The sequence below is a fragment of the Pseudomonas sp. CFBP 13727 genome, from assembly GCF_014841915.1.
Lineage (GTDB): Bacteria > Pseudomonadota > Gammaproteobacteria > Pseudomonadales > Pseudomonadaceae > Aquipseudomonas > Aquipseudomonas baltica.
In genome coordinates, this window is record NZ_JACYUT010000001.1 from 500,585 (window position 1) to 514,871 (window position 14,287).

Here is a 14,287-nt window from a genome sequence, read left to right on the forward strand (position 1 = left end):
TCACTTTCCTTTCAGAGATTTGAGAAGATCGGTTGCCGCGCTCAGAGAGGCGGAGAGGTCTGGCGCGACAGCGCTGGGCTTATCGGTCGGGGCAGCGTTACGCGTACCCCCGCCGGCAGCGCGAGGCGTACCGGACTTGAAACTGGCGAACAGCTCGCGGCGCTCGGAGCGGGTCATGCCCGCTTTGGCCAATGCAGTGTCCATGGCCTTGAGAGCATTGGTCTGAGTGGTCTCCTCGGTTTCGCGTTCGACGACCTCATTGGCGGAAAGCAACCCAGTAGCCAGACCAAGCTCCACCGCCCGTTTGCCGCGAATGAACGTCTCGTCATCCATCAGTTCGGCCATACCCTCTACTGGCTGGCCGCTGGTCTCGGCATAAAGGTCGGCCATCGCGGCGTCGAACTCTTGCATGTCGTCGGCCACATCGCGCAGGTAGTGACGATTACCGGCGAGGAAAGTCCAGCAGTTGTGGATCATCAGGAACGCGCTGCTGGCCACCTCGCGCTCGGCGCCGGCCAGATAGATGATCGAGGCAGCGCTGGCGGCCATGCCGAGTACCTTGGTAGTGACCTTCTGGCTGTGCTCGCGCAAGCGGTTGTAGATAGCGATGCCCTCAAACATGTCCCCGCCTGGCGAGTTGATGTACACCGTCACTTCACGGTCGCCGATCGCTCGCAGCGCTGCATCGATACGCTTAAGGGTCACACCCTCCCCGTACCAGTCCTCACCGATCACGCCGTAAATCGTGATGGCCTCAGAGGTGTTTTCCACGGCCGCCTGTATGGCAGGATTCCATTTGTCGAGCGCACGCGGGCTCATCTCGCTGCGTAGGCCGCGAGACTGGATCTTGTGTTTCATGGTTACTCCTCGGATTCGCTCTTGAGCCAGTTCATCAGCGCGTTGCGCGCGGCTTGGCTGTCGTTCTGTTTGCCCAACTGCTCAAGCGGCACCAGGTTCGATTGCACCGTCAGGATGTCGCCGCCGGGTTTGCTCGGCATGTTCTCTTTGTGCCGGCCCTCGTTTCGCGTCATCAGGCCGTTTTGGCTCATGGTGCTCAAATAGGCGGCGCGGCCAGCGCTGTCAGCGCGCAGGAAAGCTTCCAGCGAGAATTCCGAGTAATGCTTGATCCGGTCCACCGCCGTCATGCAGCGCTTGTTGACGCACTGCTCGATCGGCGCGGTGTAGGTCATGATGCAGTAGGTCAGGAATGCGATCTGCTGTTGTTCAAGACCGGTACCCCAGTTGCTGCCCTTGTCAGTCTTCATCACCATCCAGGGCGGGACGCCGAACCACCGGCAGATCTCCTCGATGCTGTGGCCGCGCGACTCGAGCAACTGAGCGTCAGCCGGGTTAATGCCGATCATCTCGGGCTTCACGCCCTGCTCGAGCACCGGGCTCTTGCCCGCATTGAGCGCGCCGGAGATCGTCTTGACGTAGTCACGAAACTCAGCGCGTTGCGTTGGGTTGAGCGTTTTGTCCACCGAGAAGGCTACGGTGGGCATCATCCCGTTCTTGAATGTGGTGTTCGCCGCATCATCAGCCGACATCGCCGAGCCAAATACATCAGCGCCATAGCGAATGGCCGACAAGCCCATCCTGCCATCCAGGGTGAAGGCCGGGATGTGCAGCATGTCGCCCCGGGCGATCTCCCGGCGAGCGCCTTTACGTGGTTGGAAGAAGTAGCGCAGCCGACCATCGTCATCCGTTTCTGGCGTCACCCGCGACGGCAACAGGAAGTCCAGCGCGATCACCCGACCGCCAGCCCGGTGAATCTCGCAGTAAGCATTGCCCCACAGCAGCATCGAAGCGACGACCGCTTGCCAGAAGTGGAACGCCGCCATGTCCTCATTCGGGCTGTTGTGCACAACGTCGTAGAGCGGGAAGTCCCGGGCTGTCTCGCGTCCACCGTCGGGGAGACGACGGTAGATGCTGAGCGGCAACCCTGCGACGGACGTGGAGATGATCCGCACACACGCCCAGACGGCCGAAAGCCGCATGGCCTTGTCGACCGTGACCGACTTGCCGCTGCTGGACTGCGCGTTCATGAAGGCGTTCCAGAAGCCGCCATCAGAGAGGCGGATGCTTTTGCCAAGCCAGCTGCTTACGCTAGCAGATGGCTTCGTTGCAGCGGTACCCAGCGCCTGGGTGAGGGATCTAATCACTGCTCAGCCCTCGTCGGATGAATGCTGCGATGCTGAACAAGCTGGCCGCGCCGGCGAGCAGTGACCAGCCCGTGCCGAACAGCACCCAGACCCCGCCGCAGGCCAGACCGAACGCAGACAGCGCGCAGATAATGAAGTAGTGAAATGCGTTCATGCGATCAATGGGTCCCGAATGCCGGCCATGAAATTTTCCATTCCGCCCTGCCCCTCTGGATTGAGGGCCATGAGCGTCACGGCGTTGAACAGCGCCATCAGCGGATCGATCTTGGCTGAGCCGCTGGCCTGCTTGGTGATCAGGATCGAGTTGCCGCGCGGCTCGACCTTGGCGTTGCCGCAGCACCAGGCCATCATTGGCTGCCCCCCGTGCAGCAGCGTGCCCTCGGCCAGCTTGCGCTCGGTAGTCTTAATCGCCCCGCCCAGGCGCCAGCCCTGTGAGATGCCGTCGATCTTTTCGCGCGGGATGCCTAAAGCCTCCAGCGCATCGAGAATTGCGCCAACGCCGGCTGGATCAAGGCCGACCTTATCCAGCAGGCCGGCCTGCTCGACCTGCGCTACCAGCTGTGCCACCTCCTCTATGTCATCGCCGATGCGCTCGACCAAAGTCAGATGCCCATCTTTCGCGAAGTCACGGATGCGCGGTGCTTCTGCCTTTCGCCGCTCGAGCACCGAGGGGTGAGCCCACGCATGAGTCCAGGTCAGCCAGCGCCTTGTGTCACGCTCACGCCCGACCGCAGCCAAACCCAGCAAGTCATCCAGCCCGCCGCCGTCGACGCCGATGTCAATCACCTCGCAGCGCTCGACCAGGTCTTCCAGCGTGCGACACAGCTCGGAAGCTTGCACTTCCCAGAATTCCGCCCCTGCCCACCTATCAGAAAGCAGCGCCAAGCCGATTTCGACGTTGAGGTGCTTGGCCAGGAAGCCACGGAACGACTCTTCGCCGTCGAGCTGAGCCTGCGTGTAACCGCGCTCAATGAACGGCTCATCGACCGACAGCCCTAGATTGGGGTTGGTGACATAGGCGTTGGAAAAGTCGCGATGTTTGCCAGCGTCGAGCATGGCTTTCGGGAACTCATACAACACCGGAAGAAACGAAGGGTCTTTGATCTCGCCGTCTCGCACCTTGCGGGCATACATGAGCTTCTGCCGAAAGACGCCTGCCGGCGGCGCATCAGACTGAGTTGTTGCCCAGATGATGAATCCCTCCGGCCGTGACGCCAGGCCGCCGGTGGCCTCGCGCAACATGGCTTCGGCGTTGGCTCGTTTGCCGAACACCCATAGTTCGTCGATGAACACGCCAATGGCTTTCTTGCCCGACACAGTCTCGCTGTCAGCCGCCACCACCTTCAGCGTGGCACCGGTCTCCATGTGGGTCACGGTACGCAGGTGGTCTTGCACCTTCAGCAAGGCGGACAGCTCCTCGTCAGCCTTCACCATGTCTCGGATCGGGATGTAGGAGTTGTCAGCGATCTCCTTGGTCGGCGCCAGGATGATGAACTCGCCCGACGTCCGCCAGTTCAACACCAACGCCGTCAGCATGATGCCGGCGGCAATGGTCGACTTGCCGTTCTTCTTGCTGATCAGCAACATGAATTCGCTGATCATGCGACGACCGCTGTAAGGGTCATAGGCACCGAAGATAGCGGCGACGAATTCATTCACCCAGGACCGCACAGTCTCGCTCATCAGCGGGCTGCCGGTGGCATCTACCATTCGCAGGCCGCCGAAGACTTCCAGTGCCTCGGCCGCTTGATCAGGGAATAGAGGTTCGAACGGTATCAAGCTCTGGCGGGCAACAATGCGCTGCTCCCAGTCTGTACAGGCCGTTGACCACTCCATCATTTCACCACCGACAGCGGGCCTTTACGCACGCCGAACTTGCCCTGGGCGGCACCTGCAGCCTTGTCCTTGGCCACCTCCTTCTTGCCGCTCTCACCCTTGCGCGGATGAACAAACGGCATCAGCGCCTTGGCGGCATCCACCCGCAGCTTGGCGTCCGACTCGAAGTCGTTCATCACCGCCAGCAGGAAGTCCTTCGGATCGCGATGCGTCAGCGCCCTGGACAAATCGAAGGCGTCCGGCTCGCCGTTTTCAGCTGGCTCACTGGGCCCTTCTGGGGAGGCTTGAGCTTTAACACCTTTAACAGTTTTAACATCCGTTTTAACAGGATGCAGAGCGTTCAATTTGTGCAGCTCGTTGATCACGTCACGATCTTTCGCGAGCCTTGAGCCTGCCGCAGAGGCAGTCTTTTCGGGGCATCCAGCGGCAATGGCTGCGTCTTTGTTGGACGCACCTTCCCTCAACGCGGCGATGAATGCGCGTTTTTTGGGTGTTAAAGCCATTAACAAAAAATCCTGAGCGGGAAAAAATCTGTACGTGGGGTCGGGAGCGGTCTAGCTAGTGAAACATCCTAAGCTTTTGACCCCCCTACCCCCTTGAGGCACGTAACTGACGTGCTTCGATCCGGATTTCGTGGTTCAAGCGCAGCCCGGCATCTCAGCCTCCACGGCTGGCAGCTTCCTCCGCCTGCTTGACCGAGTCGTGACACGTCTTGCACAGGCCCTGCCAATTGGTCTGATCCCAGAAAAGGACCATGTCACCCCTATGAGCCACGATGTGGTCAACGACGCTTGCAGCCGCAACACGTCCAATCCGCTCGCAATAAACGCACAGCGGGTTGCCATTGAGGTACCGCTCCCGAGCCTTCTGCCATTTGTAGTTGTAGCCACGCTGCGAGCTGGTTTTGCCGCTGCGCCAACTACCAGTCGGGACCGTTTGAATTCTGGATGTAATGCACTCATTGAGGCGCGTGCCGAGGGTCTTTAGTCTGGCCATTACTGCACCTCGACGACGATGCCACGCTTAAGCCACATCATGACGCGTGCCAGATCAGGATTGAGGCCTGTCAGGTGAATGGTGGCCATGACGCCAGCCAGGTAATATTTCAACCACCAACGTTGGCGGCAGACAATCGTTACAGTGGTACCGGCCATCTCGCACCTCTTAGCGTTTGTACCAGCTCAGTTGGTAGCACCGGGCATCAGCCGGCACTTCAGCGATGGGCCAGCGCAGGCATTGCATGTGCTTGCGCTCTGGGCTTGTGCGGCTCACCCGCAGCGTCTGCACCAAGTACGCCGAACCAGCGGCCGTGGTGATGAAGTCACCAACCGAGATTCCTTCCGCGCCGTCAACATAAAGCTTGCAAGGCGTGTAAGGCGCCCTGCCCATCAGCTGAATGGATCTTCTGGCTTGGCGATAGAGCGCACGAACCACATGAATCCCTGCTGCAGGTTGGTCTTGGCCAGTGCGAGTAGGCGCTGGTCAACGCCTTCGATCTGGCTGATCTGCTTGAATAGTTCACCGGCGTCAGCTTCCAGTGCTTTGATCGAGTTCATGCCATCGATCTCGGACTGTGTCAGGTCGCGGTAGCCAGTGATCTTCTTATGCTGGTTGTCCATGATGCTTCCTCGATTGCGCGCCCCAAAATGGCGGTTATGAATTTGTGGCGCGGCCTACTTGCTCTGGCTGCGCTTGATCTGCGCATCGACTTGGTCAGCGCAGGTATCGAGCAGATTGATTGCCCGATCCTTCAGCGCCCAAAGGTCGCCGTTCAGCGCCAAGTTGTCATCGCTATCGCTGACCCGCTCGCACGGCACCATCACCGGCGCTTCTAGCCTTACCGCTGATGTCTTTACCACCGCCGGCCCCGGGCTTGCCGCGCAGGCCGTCAGGCAAAGGCTGATCAGCCCACTTGCGAACAGCCGGGCTCTTACGCTTGAGGTCTTCAAAGTCCTTCCTCGCTTGGCGGGCCTTGTCTTCGCTGGCCTTGAGGCGCTGCTGCAGATCGGCCAGGTAGTTGGCGTTGCGCTTGGCTTCGGCCTGGAGCGTGGTGATGGTCTTCAGGCTTTCGGTATTGGCTTCGGTTGCATCCTTGGCCGCACGCGTCTGGACCGTCACCTGCCCTTCCAGCGCGATCACGCGGCACTGCTGGATGGCAATGAGCAATGCGGCCACTAGTGCGATGATCAGTGCAGCGGCAATGCTTTTGAGCAGGTTCATAGGCTGTCCGCCTTACGGCCGAGAAACTTCACGATCATTTCGCGGATGACGGTCACACCGACAAAGCCGATCGCACCGCCGGCGGCAACGGACAAGCTCGACGGCCACTCCATCCACTCGATGACGCTGCTCGCGGACAGACTCAGCCCGCCACAAATTAGCGACTCCAGCAGGATGCGGCGCTTGCTGGTCTCTTTGGCCTCGTACAACACACGAAGCCCAGAAATAACCGTTGCCATGATCGCTCCTTGCCAGAGAGGGTTGCTCAGGTACAGGCGCAGGTGCAGCCATACCTGGGCCCAGAGGTCAGGGTCTTTCTCTGGCATGATTGGAATCCGAATGCCTCCCCAAACTGGGGAGCTAGAAACGAAAAAACCCGGCGCAATGGCCGGGTTTCGGATGTTTTATTGTCGTTGCGTATCACTGCACGCAAGATCGACATGATGGGGATAATTTACTGCCATTCCGCCACTACGGTCAAGCGGCATCGATGAATATCTGCTCGGCGTCGAATATCTCGGTGGCATGGATAACGGCGGCCTCTTCCAGCTGTTCAAGCCGTTTGATGATTCCAGCCTTCCAGCGATGGCGGGTGCGCTCCGGCGAGCCTGCCGGGTCCCAGCTGTTCATGTCGTAGAACTCGGCCGGCAGGATGATCATGTCCGTGGAGCGCCTACCGGACTGCTCACCCTTGAGCTTCGGGATTGCCCAGGCAGTAAGCGCCTTGTAGACGAACAGCTGTGGCGCGGGGCTGCTCATGCGGCTCACCAAGCGGCCAATGGCGGCCACCTTGTTGGCCTTGTGCGTCGAGTACTTGGCGACCAGCACATCCCAATGGGCAGTCGCCAGTTCGCGATGCAGCAGCGCATAGAGGCAGCAGTCGTAATCGAACTTGTCGCGAACCGAGATAGTGCTGCCGGTACCGCCCTGGCGCAGATCGGCATCGATCAGCTTCTGCCATGACTGCTTCGTGCTGTTGTCGATATTGTCGGCGGCCAGCACGCGCACCAAGGTGCCCATCACGTTTTTATAGATGCCCATCGCTTAATCCCCTGTGTAGTTCGTACCGCCGGCGCCGCGACGATTGTTCTGTTCGTACTGAGCAGCCGGGCCGCTCATGAGCACCGGGCGCTTCAATTTTTCGATCTGTCGCTCAGCAGCCTGCAGTCGGATGCCTAATTGCGTTACTAGGACTTCTAGCGACAGTGCCTCCCCGGTATCGGCCGAGACCCAGCCTGAGGCATTGCACTGCATGCAGGGACGCGGGCTAAAAATCCCGGCGACGAAAGCGCGACCACGGCAGATCGTGCACTTCACCAAGTCCAGTTCCGTGACGCTGAAGGCAGGTCCATGGCTCTTTTTCATGCTTTTGAAACCTCGCCTATGGTTGATTCTTGAATTGGCTCGCAGCCCTTATGCGGCGCGGCTTACAGACCGATGCTGGACTCTTTGTTTTCGACGCCCTCCAACCCGTGAATCACGCTGAATCCCTTGGCGTCTAAATGGCTGTGCCACTTCTCCAAGGCTTCGCGCTTGCGCTCTTCAACAGTGGTATGGATGTAGGCCTGCACGTTGTGGCCCATGGCGTGGTTGATCAGCATCTCGCCGATCAGGAAGTCGATACCCAGGTCAGCCCAGCCAGTGCGGGCCAACTTGCGCAGGTCGTGGCTGGTCCACTCGCCCTGCCCCAGCTGCGTGAACACCAGGCTGGCCTGCCCCTCGCTCATGCCTTTGCCATGACGGGCCGGGAACAGGTATTGCCCGCTGTAGCCGATATCGGTCTGGCGCTGACGGTACCGGGTCAGCAGTGCACACAGCTGATCGGTCAGTGGTAGCGAATGCTCGACTCGGGTCTTGGTGTGCACCGCCGGGATGTGCCAGGTGCGGTCGGCCAGGCTGATATGCGACCAAAGCGCCATGCGTGTCTCACCGACGCGCGTACCATGGCATAGCATCATCAAGGCCAGCATGCCGTGGGCTGGGCGCCGCTTGAAGGCATCGGCCAGTTGCTCGAGCAGATCCTGGACCTGCACACCGCGCAGCCGTGCCGCTTTGGCCTTGATCTTTGTCTTGGAGAAATCGCTGAACTTGATCCCGGCCATCGGATTGGTGTGGATCATGCCGAGCACGAATGCCTGCCGGCATGCCAGCACCAGCAGCGCGAATATCAGCCGAACGAACTCCAACGACAGCTTCTCCTGCAGCGGCCACATCAGCTTGGTGTCGAGCGTAGCGCGATCAATCTCAGTGAAGGCCAGGCCGCCCACGCGCGGGATCAGATGGCACGCAATGGCGGACTTGGCCGTGGCCTTGCGCTTGGCGGACAGATGCCGGTCTCGACTCATCCGGTCGCTGTACCAGGCCAACAGCTCGCCCAAGGTGGCCCACGGGCATACCGCAGCGGTAGCGTTGGCATCCGCGCCCAGCCGCTGGCGGGTTTCAGGCAACGCAGCCAGCACAGCCTTGGCCGACAGATCAGGGTAGGAGCCGATCCGCATCCACTTCTTGCGCACGACCAGACTCCAGGTGCCGCGCGGGCGCGCTTCGGTAAACCGGAAGTACAGGCCGGGATGACGCGGGTCGCGCATGAGCACAGCAGAAAGGTCATCTGCACGGCGGCGAAGCTCGGCATCGGAAAAAGCGACCAGTAGGGTCATACAGCGACCTTCGTTGGTTCCAGGCGCAGGTAGGCCCGCAGCTGTTCCATGGCATCGAAGTGGCCACGGCAGACGATCGCCAGATAACCCTGCTCAGTGAGCTGACGTATCCACGTGTACTGGCTGATCGATACAGCGGCGTCGTTCGGCGGTGTGGCCTTGAACTCGATGTACAGGCCAAAGAACCCGCCACGCGCCATTGGCAAGACCAGGTCCGGCACGCCGGCCTTCACGCCCTGCCCTTTCAGCTTAGCGGCGACGGCCTTGTGCCTATGCCCACCGTTCGGGACGTGGTAGATCAGCACGAACACATCCGGATAGCGCAGCTCGATCTCGCGCATGAGCTCGGCCTGCTCCCGGCCTTCACGGTCACCCGGTTTGGCACGTACCACCTTGGGCTTGAACAGCATCAGCTCGGCAGCCTTCAATTGGACGCATCCTTTGCCAGGGCCGCGTCCAGTTGCAACCCTGCTTCGTGCGATCCATCCATACCTTCGCTGAAAGCAAAAGCAACATACGGGCGAGCCGAAGACAGCGCATCGCGTAGCGCTTGGACCTCGGCCGCTGGGCCAGCCTGCGATTCCAACCAACAATCCATGTAGTTCTGCGTGACCCGGCTCACGTACAGGCCGGATTCAGCGCGGGCCAGGTGCATGGCCATGCCTTTGGTTGCAGCCCAGGCTTCGAATTCGATTCGGGATTGATTGCTCATGGCTTCACCCCGCGATAGGCACGAACGCCGGCAGCGATGGTGTCGCCGAACACCATCCAGGCGGCCCATGCGGCAACCAGAGACCACAGAGCCCAATCGGGCAAGAAGGAGAGCCCCAGAATGACCGGCACAGCTATAACTGCCGCAACCAAACCGAAGATGACCATAACGATCAGAATCCCCAACTCGCGCTTAGCGCTTTTCTTCACGGCAGCCCATACAGCCCGAATTTCGTCACTACCCATCACTTCACCTCCGCCATAGGCCAGATACTGCGAGCCGTGGCCAGGGCCTCGGCGTAATCCATGTCAGAACCGCCCATGGTGAAAGGTCGGTAGCCAGGTACGGTTACCTGCCAGCTCCGTTTCTTCACAGGCGGTCGCTCCACTTACAGGCTCTTCAGCAGAGATTGAAGCTGCTTGAGCTTGCCCAGCGCTTCGGCATTGCCCTCACGCTCGACTTCCACTGACAAGGCAACCTCTTCGATCCGCCCCGCCAATCTCTTCATCCGCGCCGAGATATCGTCCGAAAGCGCGACGACCTCTGCAGAAAGGCTGGCCAGCGCATCAAGCGCCTGAAGCTCCGGCTTCTTGATGGCGATGACGGTTTCTTTGGCTGCTACGGGCATGGCGATTTCCTTGACTGGTTTTGGTGAGTAGGCGTCACGCTGAAACTTGCCGCCGGTGGGCTCACGGATGATCCCCGCATCCGTCATTTCGTTGAGCGCCCGGCGGACAGCATGAGCAGACACAGTGGTTGCATTCGCTGCCACGGCGGCAATGTGGATGTCGTGAGCGCTCCAGTTTTCCTGGATTGGCACATGCGGGAATACCTTGCGGGCTATCGAGGATTGGCCAGCCAGAAGCTGGACTACTCGCGATTCGGACATAGCCATCAAGCCACCATCCCTTCACGAATCAGGATGTCTTGGGTGCGCATGACGCCCTCAGCGTGCCAGTGCCGTGCCGTCAGGCGGTCATCCTCGCGGCGGTTGTGGCTGCGGCCATCGACATAGTCATGGCATGCCGAGCAGGCCCAGGCGGCCTGGATGTCATTCGGTTTGCAGCCCATTCCACTGGTGCCACCCAGCCGGTAGTGCGCCAACACGGTGGTGTCGGGGTTGCCGTTGCACACCCCAGGGACACGCACTTGGCAGTCACGACCGCGGGCGGCCTTAGTCAATTTGGTTTGGCGGATGCTCATGGAAGTGCTCCCGATACTTTCGAACGAAGGTTTGCCAGGGCGGCTCGGGCCACTTCTGGGTTGCGCGGCGCCGTCGGCGCGGCGATTTCTGCCACCGGAACAGCGCTCAACTGGTCGCCCTTCCAGATCTTCCGGCACTGCTCCAGGTAGTGCTTTTCGAACGAGGCCATGCCCAGCTCGCGGGTGAGCAGCGGCAGGCTATGGAAACCGGCGGCGGCCGTGGCGTGGTAGACAGCCGGGTGCATCCACTTGGCATCGGCGCGCATGGCCGGATGGCAGTTGCGCAAGCCCTGGGCATAGGCCTTATCGACGCTTGGCAAGCCAAGGCCTTCTGGCGCAAAGCACCAGCTCACGAACTCGCCGGGGGTGGGCACGAATGCTCGCTTGCTCGCGCTCACAAACCGCATCCCGTGATCGATCTGCTCCATACGGTTGATGCCAGCCCGCATGAACTCGGCGAGCCATTCCAATTTGGAGGCGTTCATCACGGCCTCGGTCGGCCAGGACTGACGCCAGGCGCCGCACGCGCCGCGCAGGCGGAGGAACAGGTCGTCGATCACAGCCTGAGTGGACGGGTCAACCGGGACGGCGCCGGGCTCGACAGGTGCTTGGTACGTGGGGTCGGTACGACGGGTCGCGATGAGTTCGCGGACGTTGGTAGGCTTGTTCACAGGCGAACCCCCTTGGCAGCCCAGTCCGCAGATGCTTCTTCGGCACCGACGGCGCTTTCGGTTGCCTGGCGCTTGATCCACTTGGCCAGGCGGTGGTGCCAGCCGCCATCGGTGTCGCGAATGTCCGGCTTGGCGATGTGGAAGCCCATGAACGACCCGAAGGTTTCGTCGGTGAGCGCCGTGGTGATCCCCATGATTTTGAGCTGGGCAGCCAGGGCGGCTTGGTTGATGGCCCAGTCAGCGTGCATCGAGAAGCGCTGGCGACCTTCCGCAGATCCATCCAGCGCTGCAGCGGCGGCCATGTCCTGCTCAACGATCACATCCGCAAACTCGTGCGGCTGCTGCTGTTCGGTTAATTGATGGTTAAGTGATGTATTGGGTGCAATGGCTGCACCCCGTTCTGTCGTAGGTTGCACCCCGTTCTGTTGCTGGCTGCACCCCGTTCCCTCTTCACGGGGTGCATCTACTGCACCCCGCTTGAGCATCAAGTCATACACCACCGGGCGGCGGTCATGGCGATCGATATACACGGCGGCCAGGGCCTGATTGCCACGAACGATGAGGCCTTGACCTTCCAGCAGGTCCAGCTTCGAACGCACGGTACGCTCGGACAGGCCGGTGTCTTCGGTGAGAGTCTTGGCCGACGGGAAAGCACCACGGCCATCAGCAGCGGCGTAGTTGGCCAGGCACAGCAGCACATGGCGTGCGCTCGAATCTTTACCCAGGTCGCGGCGGGACAGTGCCCAGGACATTGCTTGAACGCTCACAGCGAGGCTCCAATATTCATCGCGGCCAAGCACGCGAGGCCTTTCGGGGTGATGAGGGGTTGGGAGGCAGCACGTTCGGCGCGGGTTTCGTCTTGATAGCTGGCCCCAAATTTGGGGCAAGTTATTTCCAGCTCGAACAGCATGCGGCGGACGTCGCGAATGACATGGTCGTGGCGCTTGCCGGTCACTTCGGCGATCTCACGCGACGACATGACATGACGCGTCACGGCCCGGTGTTGCACCATCAATGACGAATCATCGAAGGTATTGCGGGGGGTGATCTGGGTGTGCATAATCAACCTCAGTTCCGATGTTGTTTAAGAAGCCGCCCTGCCAGGCGGTTTTTTTTCGTCTGCATTTTTTATACTGGTTAAATCAACAGCCCTGCGGGGTAACTACTGGCCAAGCGCCAACACGCGGATAATTCACTCACCGGCTGGATAAATGCCTGGCTACGCCGCCATCTCTGCCCATGGAAATGAGGGGCAGAGATCCTCTTTCTTGAAAGATCCTTCGCTCAGAGCCTCGGCCCGCTTGGCGACAATAGGAGACATGCCGTGCTTACCCCGGACCCAGCCCGAAACGGTGCTCTGATCGACCTTCAGCTTCTCAGCGGTTGCCTCCTGCGTACCGAAGAAGGCAACCAGGTCCTTAAAAATCGCGTTCATGCTGCCCCTCCTTATGTGAATACCCATATCGTAGATCATAGGGATACCTCTTTGCAACGATATGGGAGCACCAGTAATAATCGAGCGATGGAATATAAAGACCGAATCAAAGCCGCGCGGCGTCACGCGAAGCTCACTCAGGCGCAATTGGCCAAGCTGGTGGGCATAGACCAGGCGTCGATCTCCGACTTGGAGCGAGGGCGCTCAGCCCGATCTTCGTACAACGCATCAATTGCGAAGGCCTGTGGCGTATCGGCTATCTGGATAGAAAGCGGTGCGGGGCAGATGATCGGGGAAACCGAGCAGAGCAATGTTCGGGACATAGTGCAACCCAATATGATGTTCCGGTATCCGGTTATCTCCTGGGTTGCCGCTGGCGCGTGGTCTGAGGCGGTAGAGCCCTTCCCACCTGGTTTCTCCGATCGGTATGAAATGTCGGAGTACGACTCCAAAGGCCCAGCCTTCTGGCTTGAGGTGAAAGGCGACTCGATGACCTCCATTAACGGACAGAGCGTTCCAGAAGGGACGTTCATCTTGGTGGACACCGAAGCCGACGTGCACTCGGGAAAGCTGGTGATCGCTAAGCTGGCTGATAGCAATGAGGCTACGTTCAAGAAGCTGGTCGAGGACGGCGGGCGCCGCTTCCTGAAACCGCTGAACCCGGCCTACCCTATTGAGCTGTGCGCGGACGACTGCAAGATCGTTGGCGTGGTGGTGCGAGCGCTCATGAAGCTTTGAACCAGCATAGGCTGATGCCGGACCAGGCATCGTTTCCAGCCTCTACTAGAACTACCAGACCCGCGCCAGGCGGGTTTTTTTGTGCCTGTCAGATTGATCCTACACTGCGCTTGCCATTTCCCATACTCCTCAATACTGTATGTACATACAGCAGTAGAAAGGAGGTTCACAATGCTTCACCAGCCAGATTTCACCCAGACCAAACCGCGTACCTACGAGCAGATCGGCCACCGCGTGCAGCGCATCATCAATGATCCGAAGGTTCAGAAGCGCCAATTCGTTGTGGTGTCCAGGTTACCCAACGAGCCGCCCGCAGATTGGCGGCGGCTCCTGAACGAGATATCGGAGACGGCCGGGATCAAGGTAGATGATGTCGAAGGGGAGGAAGTCCGGATAGGCTGGCGAGAGTATTGCGAAGTCTGAGATGAGCCCGCCTTGAGCGGGCTTTTTTTCAGGTAAAAAATAGGTAACCCATAAAATTATGTGCAAGCCCATAGACAAAAATTATGTGTTCACCTATATTTACTTCCATCGAGACGCCAGCGCGGCTCGGGACACGACTGGTGAAGCCGCCAGTTAGCACGGGGCCAGCGAATTGGCCTCCCAGCCCCGCGAGGGATCGACTGGAACCAAGTTCTTTACAAGAGACGGAT

Annotated in this window: 25 protein-coding genes and 1 pseudogene; 2 read left to right on the forward strand and 24 right to left on the reverse strand. The window is 59.9% G+C overall.

Annotated features, from left to right (window positions below; all coding sequences use genetic code 11):
* The 24 genes and pseudogenes from IFT76_RS02085 to IFT76_RS02190 form a co-directional block, all read right to left on the reverse strand.
* Positions 1-858 (reverse strand): head maturation protease, ClpP-related, encoded by an 858-nt coding sequence (locus IFT76_RS02085; protein WP_192057268.1) that lies wholly within the window; start codon positions 856-858, stop codon positions 1-3.
* Positions 859-860: 2 nt separating this feature from the next.
* The gene (locus tag IFT76_RS02090; protein ID WP_192057269.1) at positions 861-2,162 is read right to left on the reverse strand and encodes a phage portal protein; all 1,302 of its coding nucleotides are present in this window, start codon (positions 2,160-2,162) and stop codon (positions 861-863) included.
* Positions 2,155-2,316, reverse strand: coding sequence for a hypothetical protein (locus tag IFT76_RS02095; protein WP_192057270.1), 162 nt, complete (start codon positions 2,314-2,316; stop codon positions 2,155-2,157). Before IFT76_RS02095 ends, IFT76_RS02090 begins: the two co-directional genes overlap by 8 nt.
* Entirely contained in the window at positions 2,313-3,998 is a 1,686-nt protein-coding gene (locus IFT76_RS02100) for a terminase large subunit (protein ID WP_192057756.1), read from the reverse strand. Before IFT76_RS02100 ends, IFT76_RS02095 begins: the two co-directional genes overlap by 4 nt.
* The gene (locus IFT76_RS02105; protein ID WP_192057271.1) at positions 3,998-4,501 is read right to left on the reverse strand and encodes a terminase small subunit; all 504 of its coding nucleotides are present in this window, start codon (positions 4,499-4,501) and stop codon (positions 3,998-4,000) included. The genes IFT76_RS02100 and IFT76_RS02105 overlap by 1 nt, the downstream gene beginning before the upstream one ends.
* A 154-nt stretch (positions 4,502-4,655) precedes the next feature.
* On the reverse strand, positions 4,656-4,994 hold the full coding sequence (locus IFT76_RS02110) for an HNH endonuclease (RefSeq protein ID WP_192057272.1): 339 nt from the start codon (positions 4,992-4,994) through the stop codon (positions 4,656-4,658).
* Positions 4,994-5,152, reverse strand: coding sequence for a hypothetical protein (locus IFT76_RS02115; RefSeq protein ID WP_192057273.1), 159 nt, complete (start codon positions 5,150-5,152; stop codon positions 4,994-4,996). Before IFT76_RS02115 ends, IFT76_RS02110 begins: the two co-directional genes overlap by 1 nt.
* Before the next feature lie 10 nt (positions 5,153-5,162).
* Positions 5,163-5,387: a hypothetical protein gene (locus tag IFT76_RS20770; protein ID WP_244647855.1), complete on the reverse strand. Its 225-nt coding sequence runs from the start codon at positions 5,385-5,387 to the stop codon at positions 5,163-5,165.
* Positions 5,387-5,617 (reverse strand): Acb2/Tad1 domain-containing protein, encoded by a 231-nt coding sequence (locus IFT76_RS02120; protein ID WP_192057274.1) that lies wholly within the window; start codon positions 5,615-5,617, stop codon positions 5,387-5,389. The genes IFT76_RS20770 and IFT76_RS02120 overlap by 1 nt, the downstream gene beginning before the upstream one ends.
* 54 nt (positions 5,618-5,671) lie before the next feature.
* On the reverse strand, positions 5,672-5,857 hold the full coding sequence (locus IFT76_RS20755; RefSeq protein ID WP_342214362.1) for a hypothetical protein: 186 nt from the start codon (positions 5,855-5,857) through the stop codon (positions 5,672-5,674).
* The gene (locus IFT76_RS02125) at positions 5,790-6,218 is read right to left on the reverse strand and encodes a hypothetical protein (RefSeq protein WP_192057275.1); all 429 of its coding nucleotides are present in this window, start codon (positions 6,216-6,218) and stop codon (positions 5,790-5,792) included. The genes IFT76_RS20755 and IFT76_RS02125 overlap by 68 nt, the downstream gene beginning before the upstream one ends.
* Positions 6,215-6,544, reverse strand: a complete 330-nt coding sequence (locus IFT76_RS02130; protein ID WP_192057276.1) for a phage holin, lambda family — start codon at positions 6,542-6,544, stop codon at positions 6,215-6,217. The genes IFT76_RS02125 and IFT76_RS02130 overlap by 4 nt, the downstream gene beginning before the upstream one ends.
* Before the next feature lie 151 nt (positions 6,545-6,695).
* A complete protein-coding gene (locus IFT76_RS02135) occupies positions 6,696-7,259 on the reverse strand; it encodes a hypothetical protein (RefSeq protein ID WP_192057277.1) in 564 nt (187 codons plus the stop codon).
* A 3-nt stretch (positions 7,260-7,262) separates the two neighbouring features.
* Entirely contained in the window at positions 7,263-7,583 is a 321-nt protein-coding gene (locus IFT76_RS02140; protein ID WP_192057278.1) for a hypothetical protein, read from the reverse strand.
* 65 nt (positions 7,584-7,648) lie between these two features.
* Positions 7,649-8,875: pseudogene (locus IFT76_RS02145) on the reverse strand (tyrosine-type recombinase/integrase); the annotation flags it as partial.
* Positions 8,872-9,303 (reverse strand): VRR-NUC domain-containing protein, encoded by a 432-nt coding sequence (locus IFT76_RS02150; RefSeq protein ID WP_192057280.1) that lies wholly within the window; start codon positions 9,301-9,303, stop codon positions 8,872-8,874. The pseudogene IFT76_RS02145 and the gene IFT76_RS02150, both read right to left, overlap by 4 nt.
* Positions 9,300-9,587, reverse strand: coding sequence for a hypothetical protein (locus IFT76_RS02155; RefSeq protein WP_192057281.1), 288 nt, complete (start codon positions 9,585-9,587; stop codon positions 9,300-9,302). Before IFT76_RS02155 ends, IFT76_RS02150 begins: the two co-directional genes overlap by 4 nt.
* Complete coding sequence (locus IFT76_RS02160; RefSeq protein WP_192057282.1) at positions 9,584-9,832, reverse strand: hypothetical protein; 249 nt, start codon at positions 9,830-9,832, stop codon at positions 9,584-9,586. The genes IFT76_RS02155 and IFT76_RS02160 overlap by 4 nt, the downstream gene beginning before the upstream one ends.
* Before the next feature lie 143 nt (positions 9,833-9,975).
* Positions 9,976-10,482, reverse strand: a complete 507-nt coding sequence (locus IFT76_RS02165) for a hypothetical protein (RefSeq protein ID WP_244647856.1) — start codon at positions 10,480-10,482, stop codon at positions 9,976-9,978.
* Complete coding sequence (locus IFT76_RS02170) at positions 10,482-10,784, reverse strand: nuclease domain-containing protein (protein WP_122795767.1); 303 nt, start codon at positions 10,782-10,784, stop codon at positions 10,482-10,484. The genes IFT76_RS02165 and IFT76_RS02170 overlap by 1 nt, the downstream gene beginning before the upstream one ends.
* Positions 10,785-10,786: 2 nt before the next feature.
* On the reverse strand, positions 10,787-11,461 hold the full coding sequence (locus IFT76_RS02175; protein WP_342365559.1) for a replication protein P: 675 nt from the start codon (positions 11,459-11,461) through the stop codon (positions 10,787-10,789).
* On the reverse strand, positions 11,458-12,228 hold the full coding sequence (locus tag IFT76_RS02180) for a DnaT-like ssDNA-binding domain-containing protein (RefSeq protein WP_342365560.1): 771 nt from the start codon (positions 12,226-12,228) through the stop codon (positions 11,458-11,460). Before IFT76_RS02180 ends, IFT76_RS02175 begins: the two co-directional genes overlap by 4 nt.
* Positions 12,225-12,521 (reverse strand): Rha family transcriptional regulator, encoded by a 297-nt coding sequence (locus IFT76_RS02185; protein ID WP_244647857.1) that lies wholly within the window; start codon positions 12,519-12,521, stop codon positions 12,225-12,227. Before IFT76_RS02185 ends, IFT76_RS02180 begins: the two co-directional genes overlap by 4 nt.
* A gap of 159 nt (positions 12,522-12,680) precedes the next feature.
* Complete coding sequence (locus IFT76_RS02190; RefSeq protein ID WP_192057283.1) at positions 12,681-12,896, reverse strand: YdaS family helix-turn-helix protein; 216 nt, start codon at positions 12,894-12,896, stop codon at positions 12,681-12,683.
* An 87-nt stretch (positions 12,897-12,983) separates the two neighbouring features.
* On the opposite strand from IFT76_RS02190, the gene IFT76_RS02195 reads away from it, so the two are divergent.
* Together IFT76_RS02195 and IFT76_RS02200 are read left to right on the forward strand one after the other, a co-directional pair.
* Positions 12,984-13,634 (forward strand): LexA family protein, encoded by a 651-nt coding sequence (locus IFT76_RS02195; protein WP_192057284.1) that lies wholly within the window; start codon positions 12,984-12,986, stop codon positions 13,632-13,634.
* A 171-nt stretch (positions 13,635-13,805) separates the two neighbouring features.
* Positions 13,806-14,057 carry a DUF1654 domain-containing protein gene (locus IFT76_RS02200; protein ID WP_192057285.1) on the forward strand — a complete coding sequence of 84 codons (252 nt, stop codon included), beginning with the start codon at positions 13,806-13,808 and terminating at the stop codon, positions 14,055-14,057.
* Positions 14,058-14,287 lie beyond the last annotated feature (230 nt).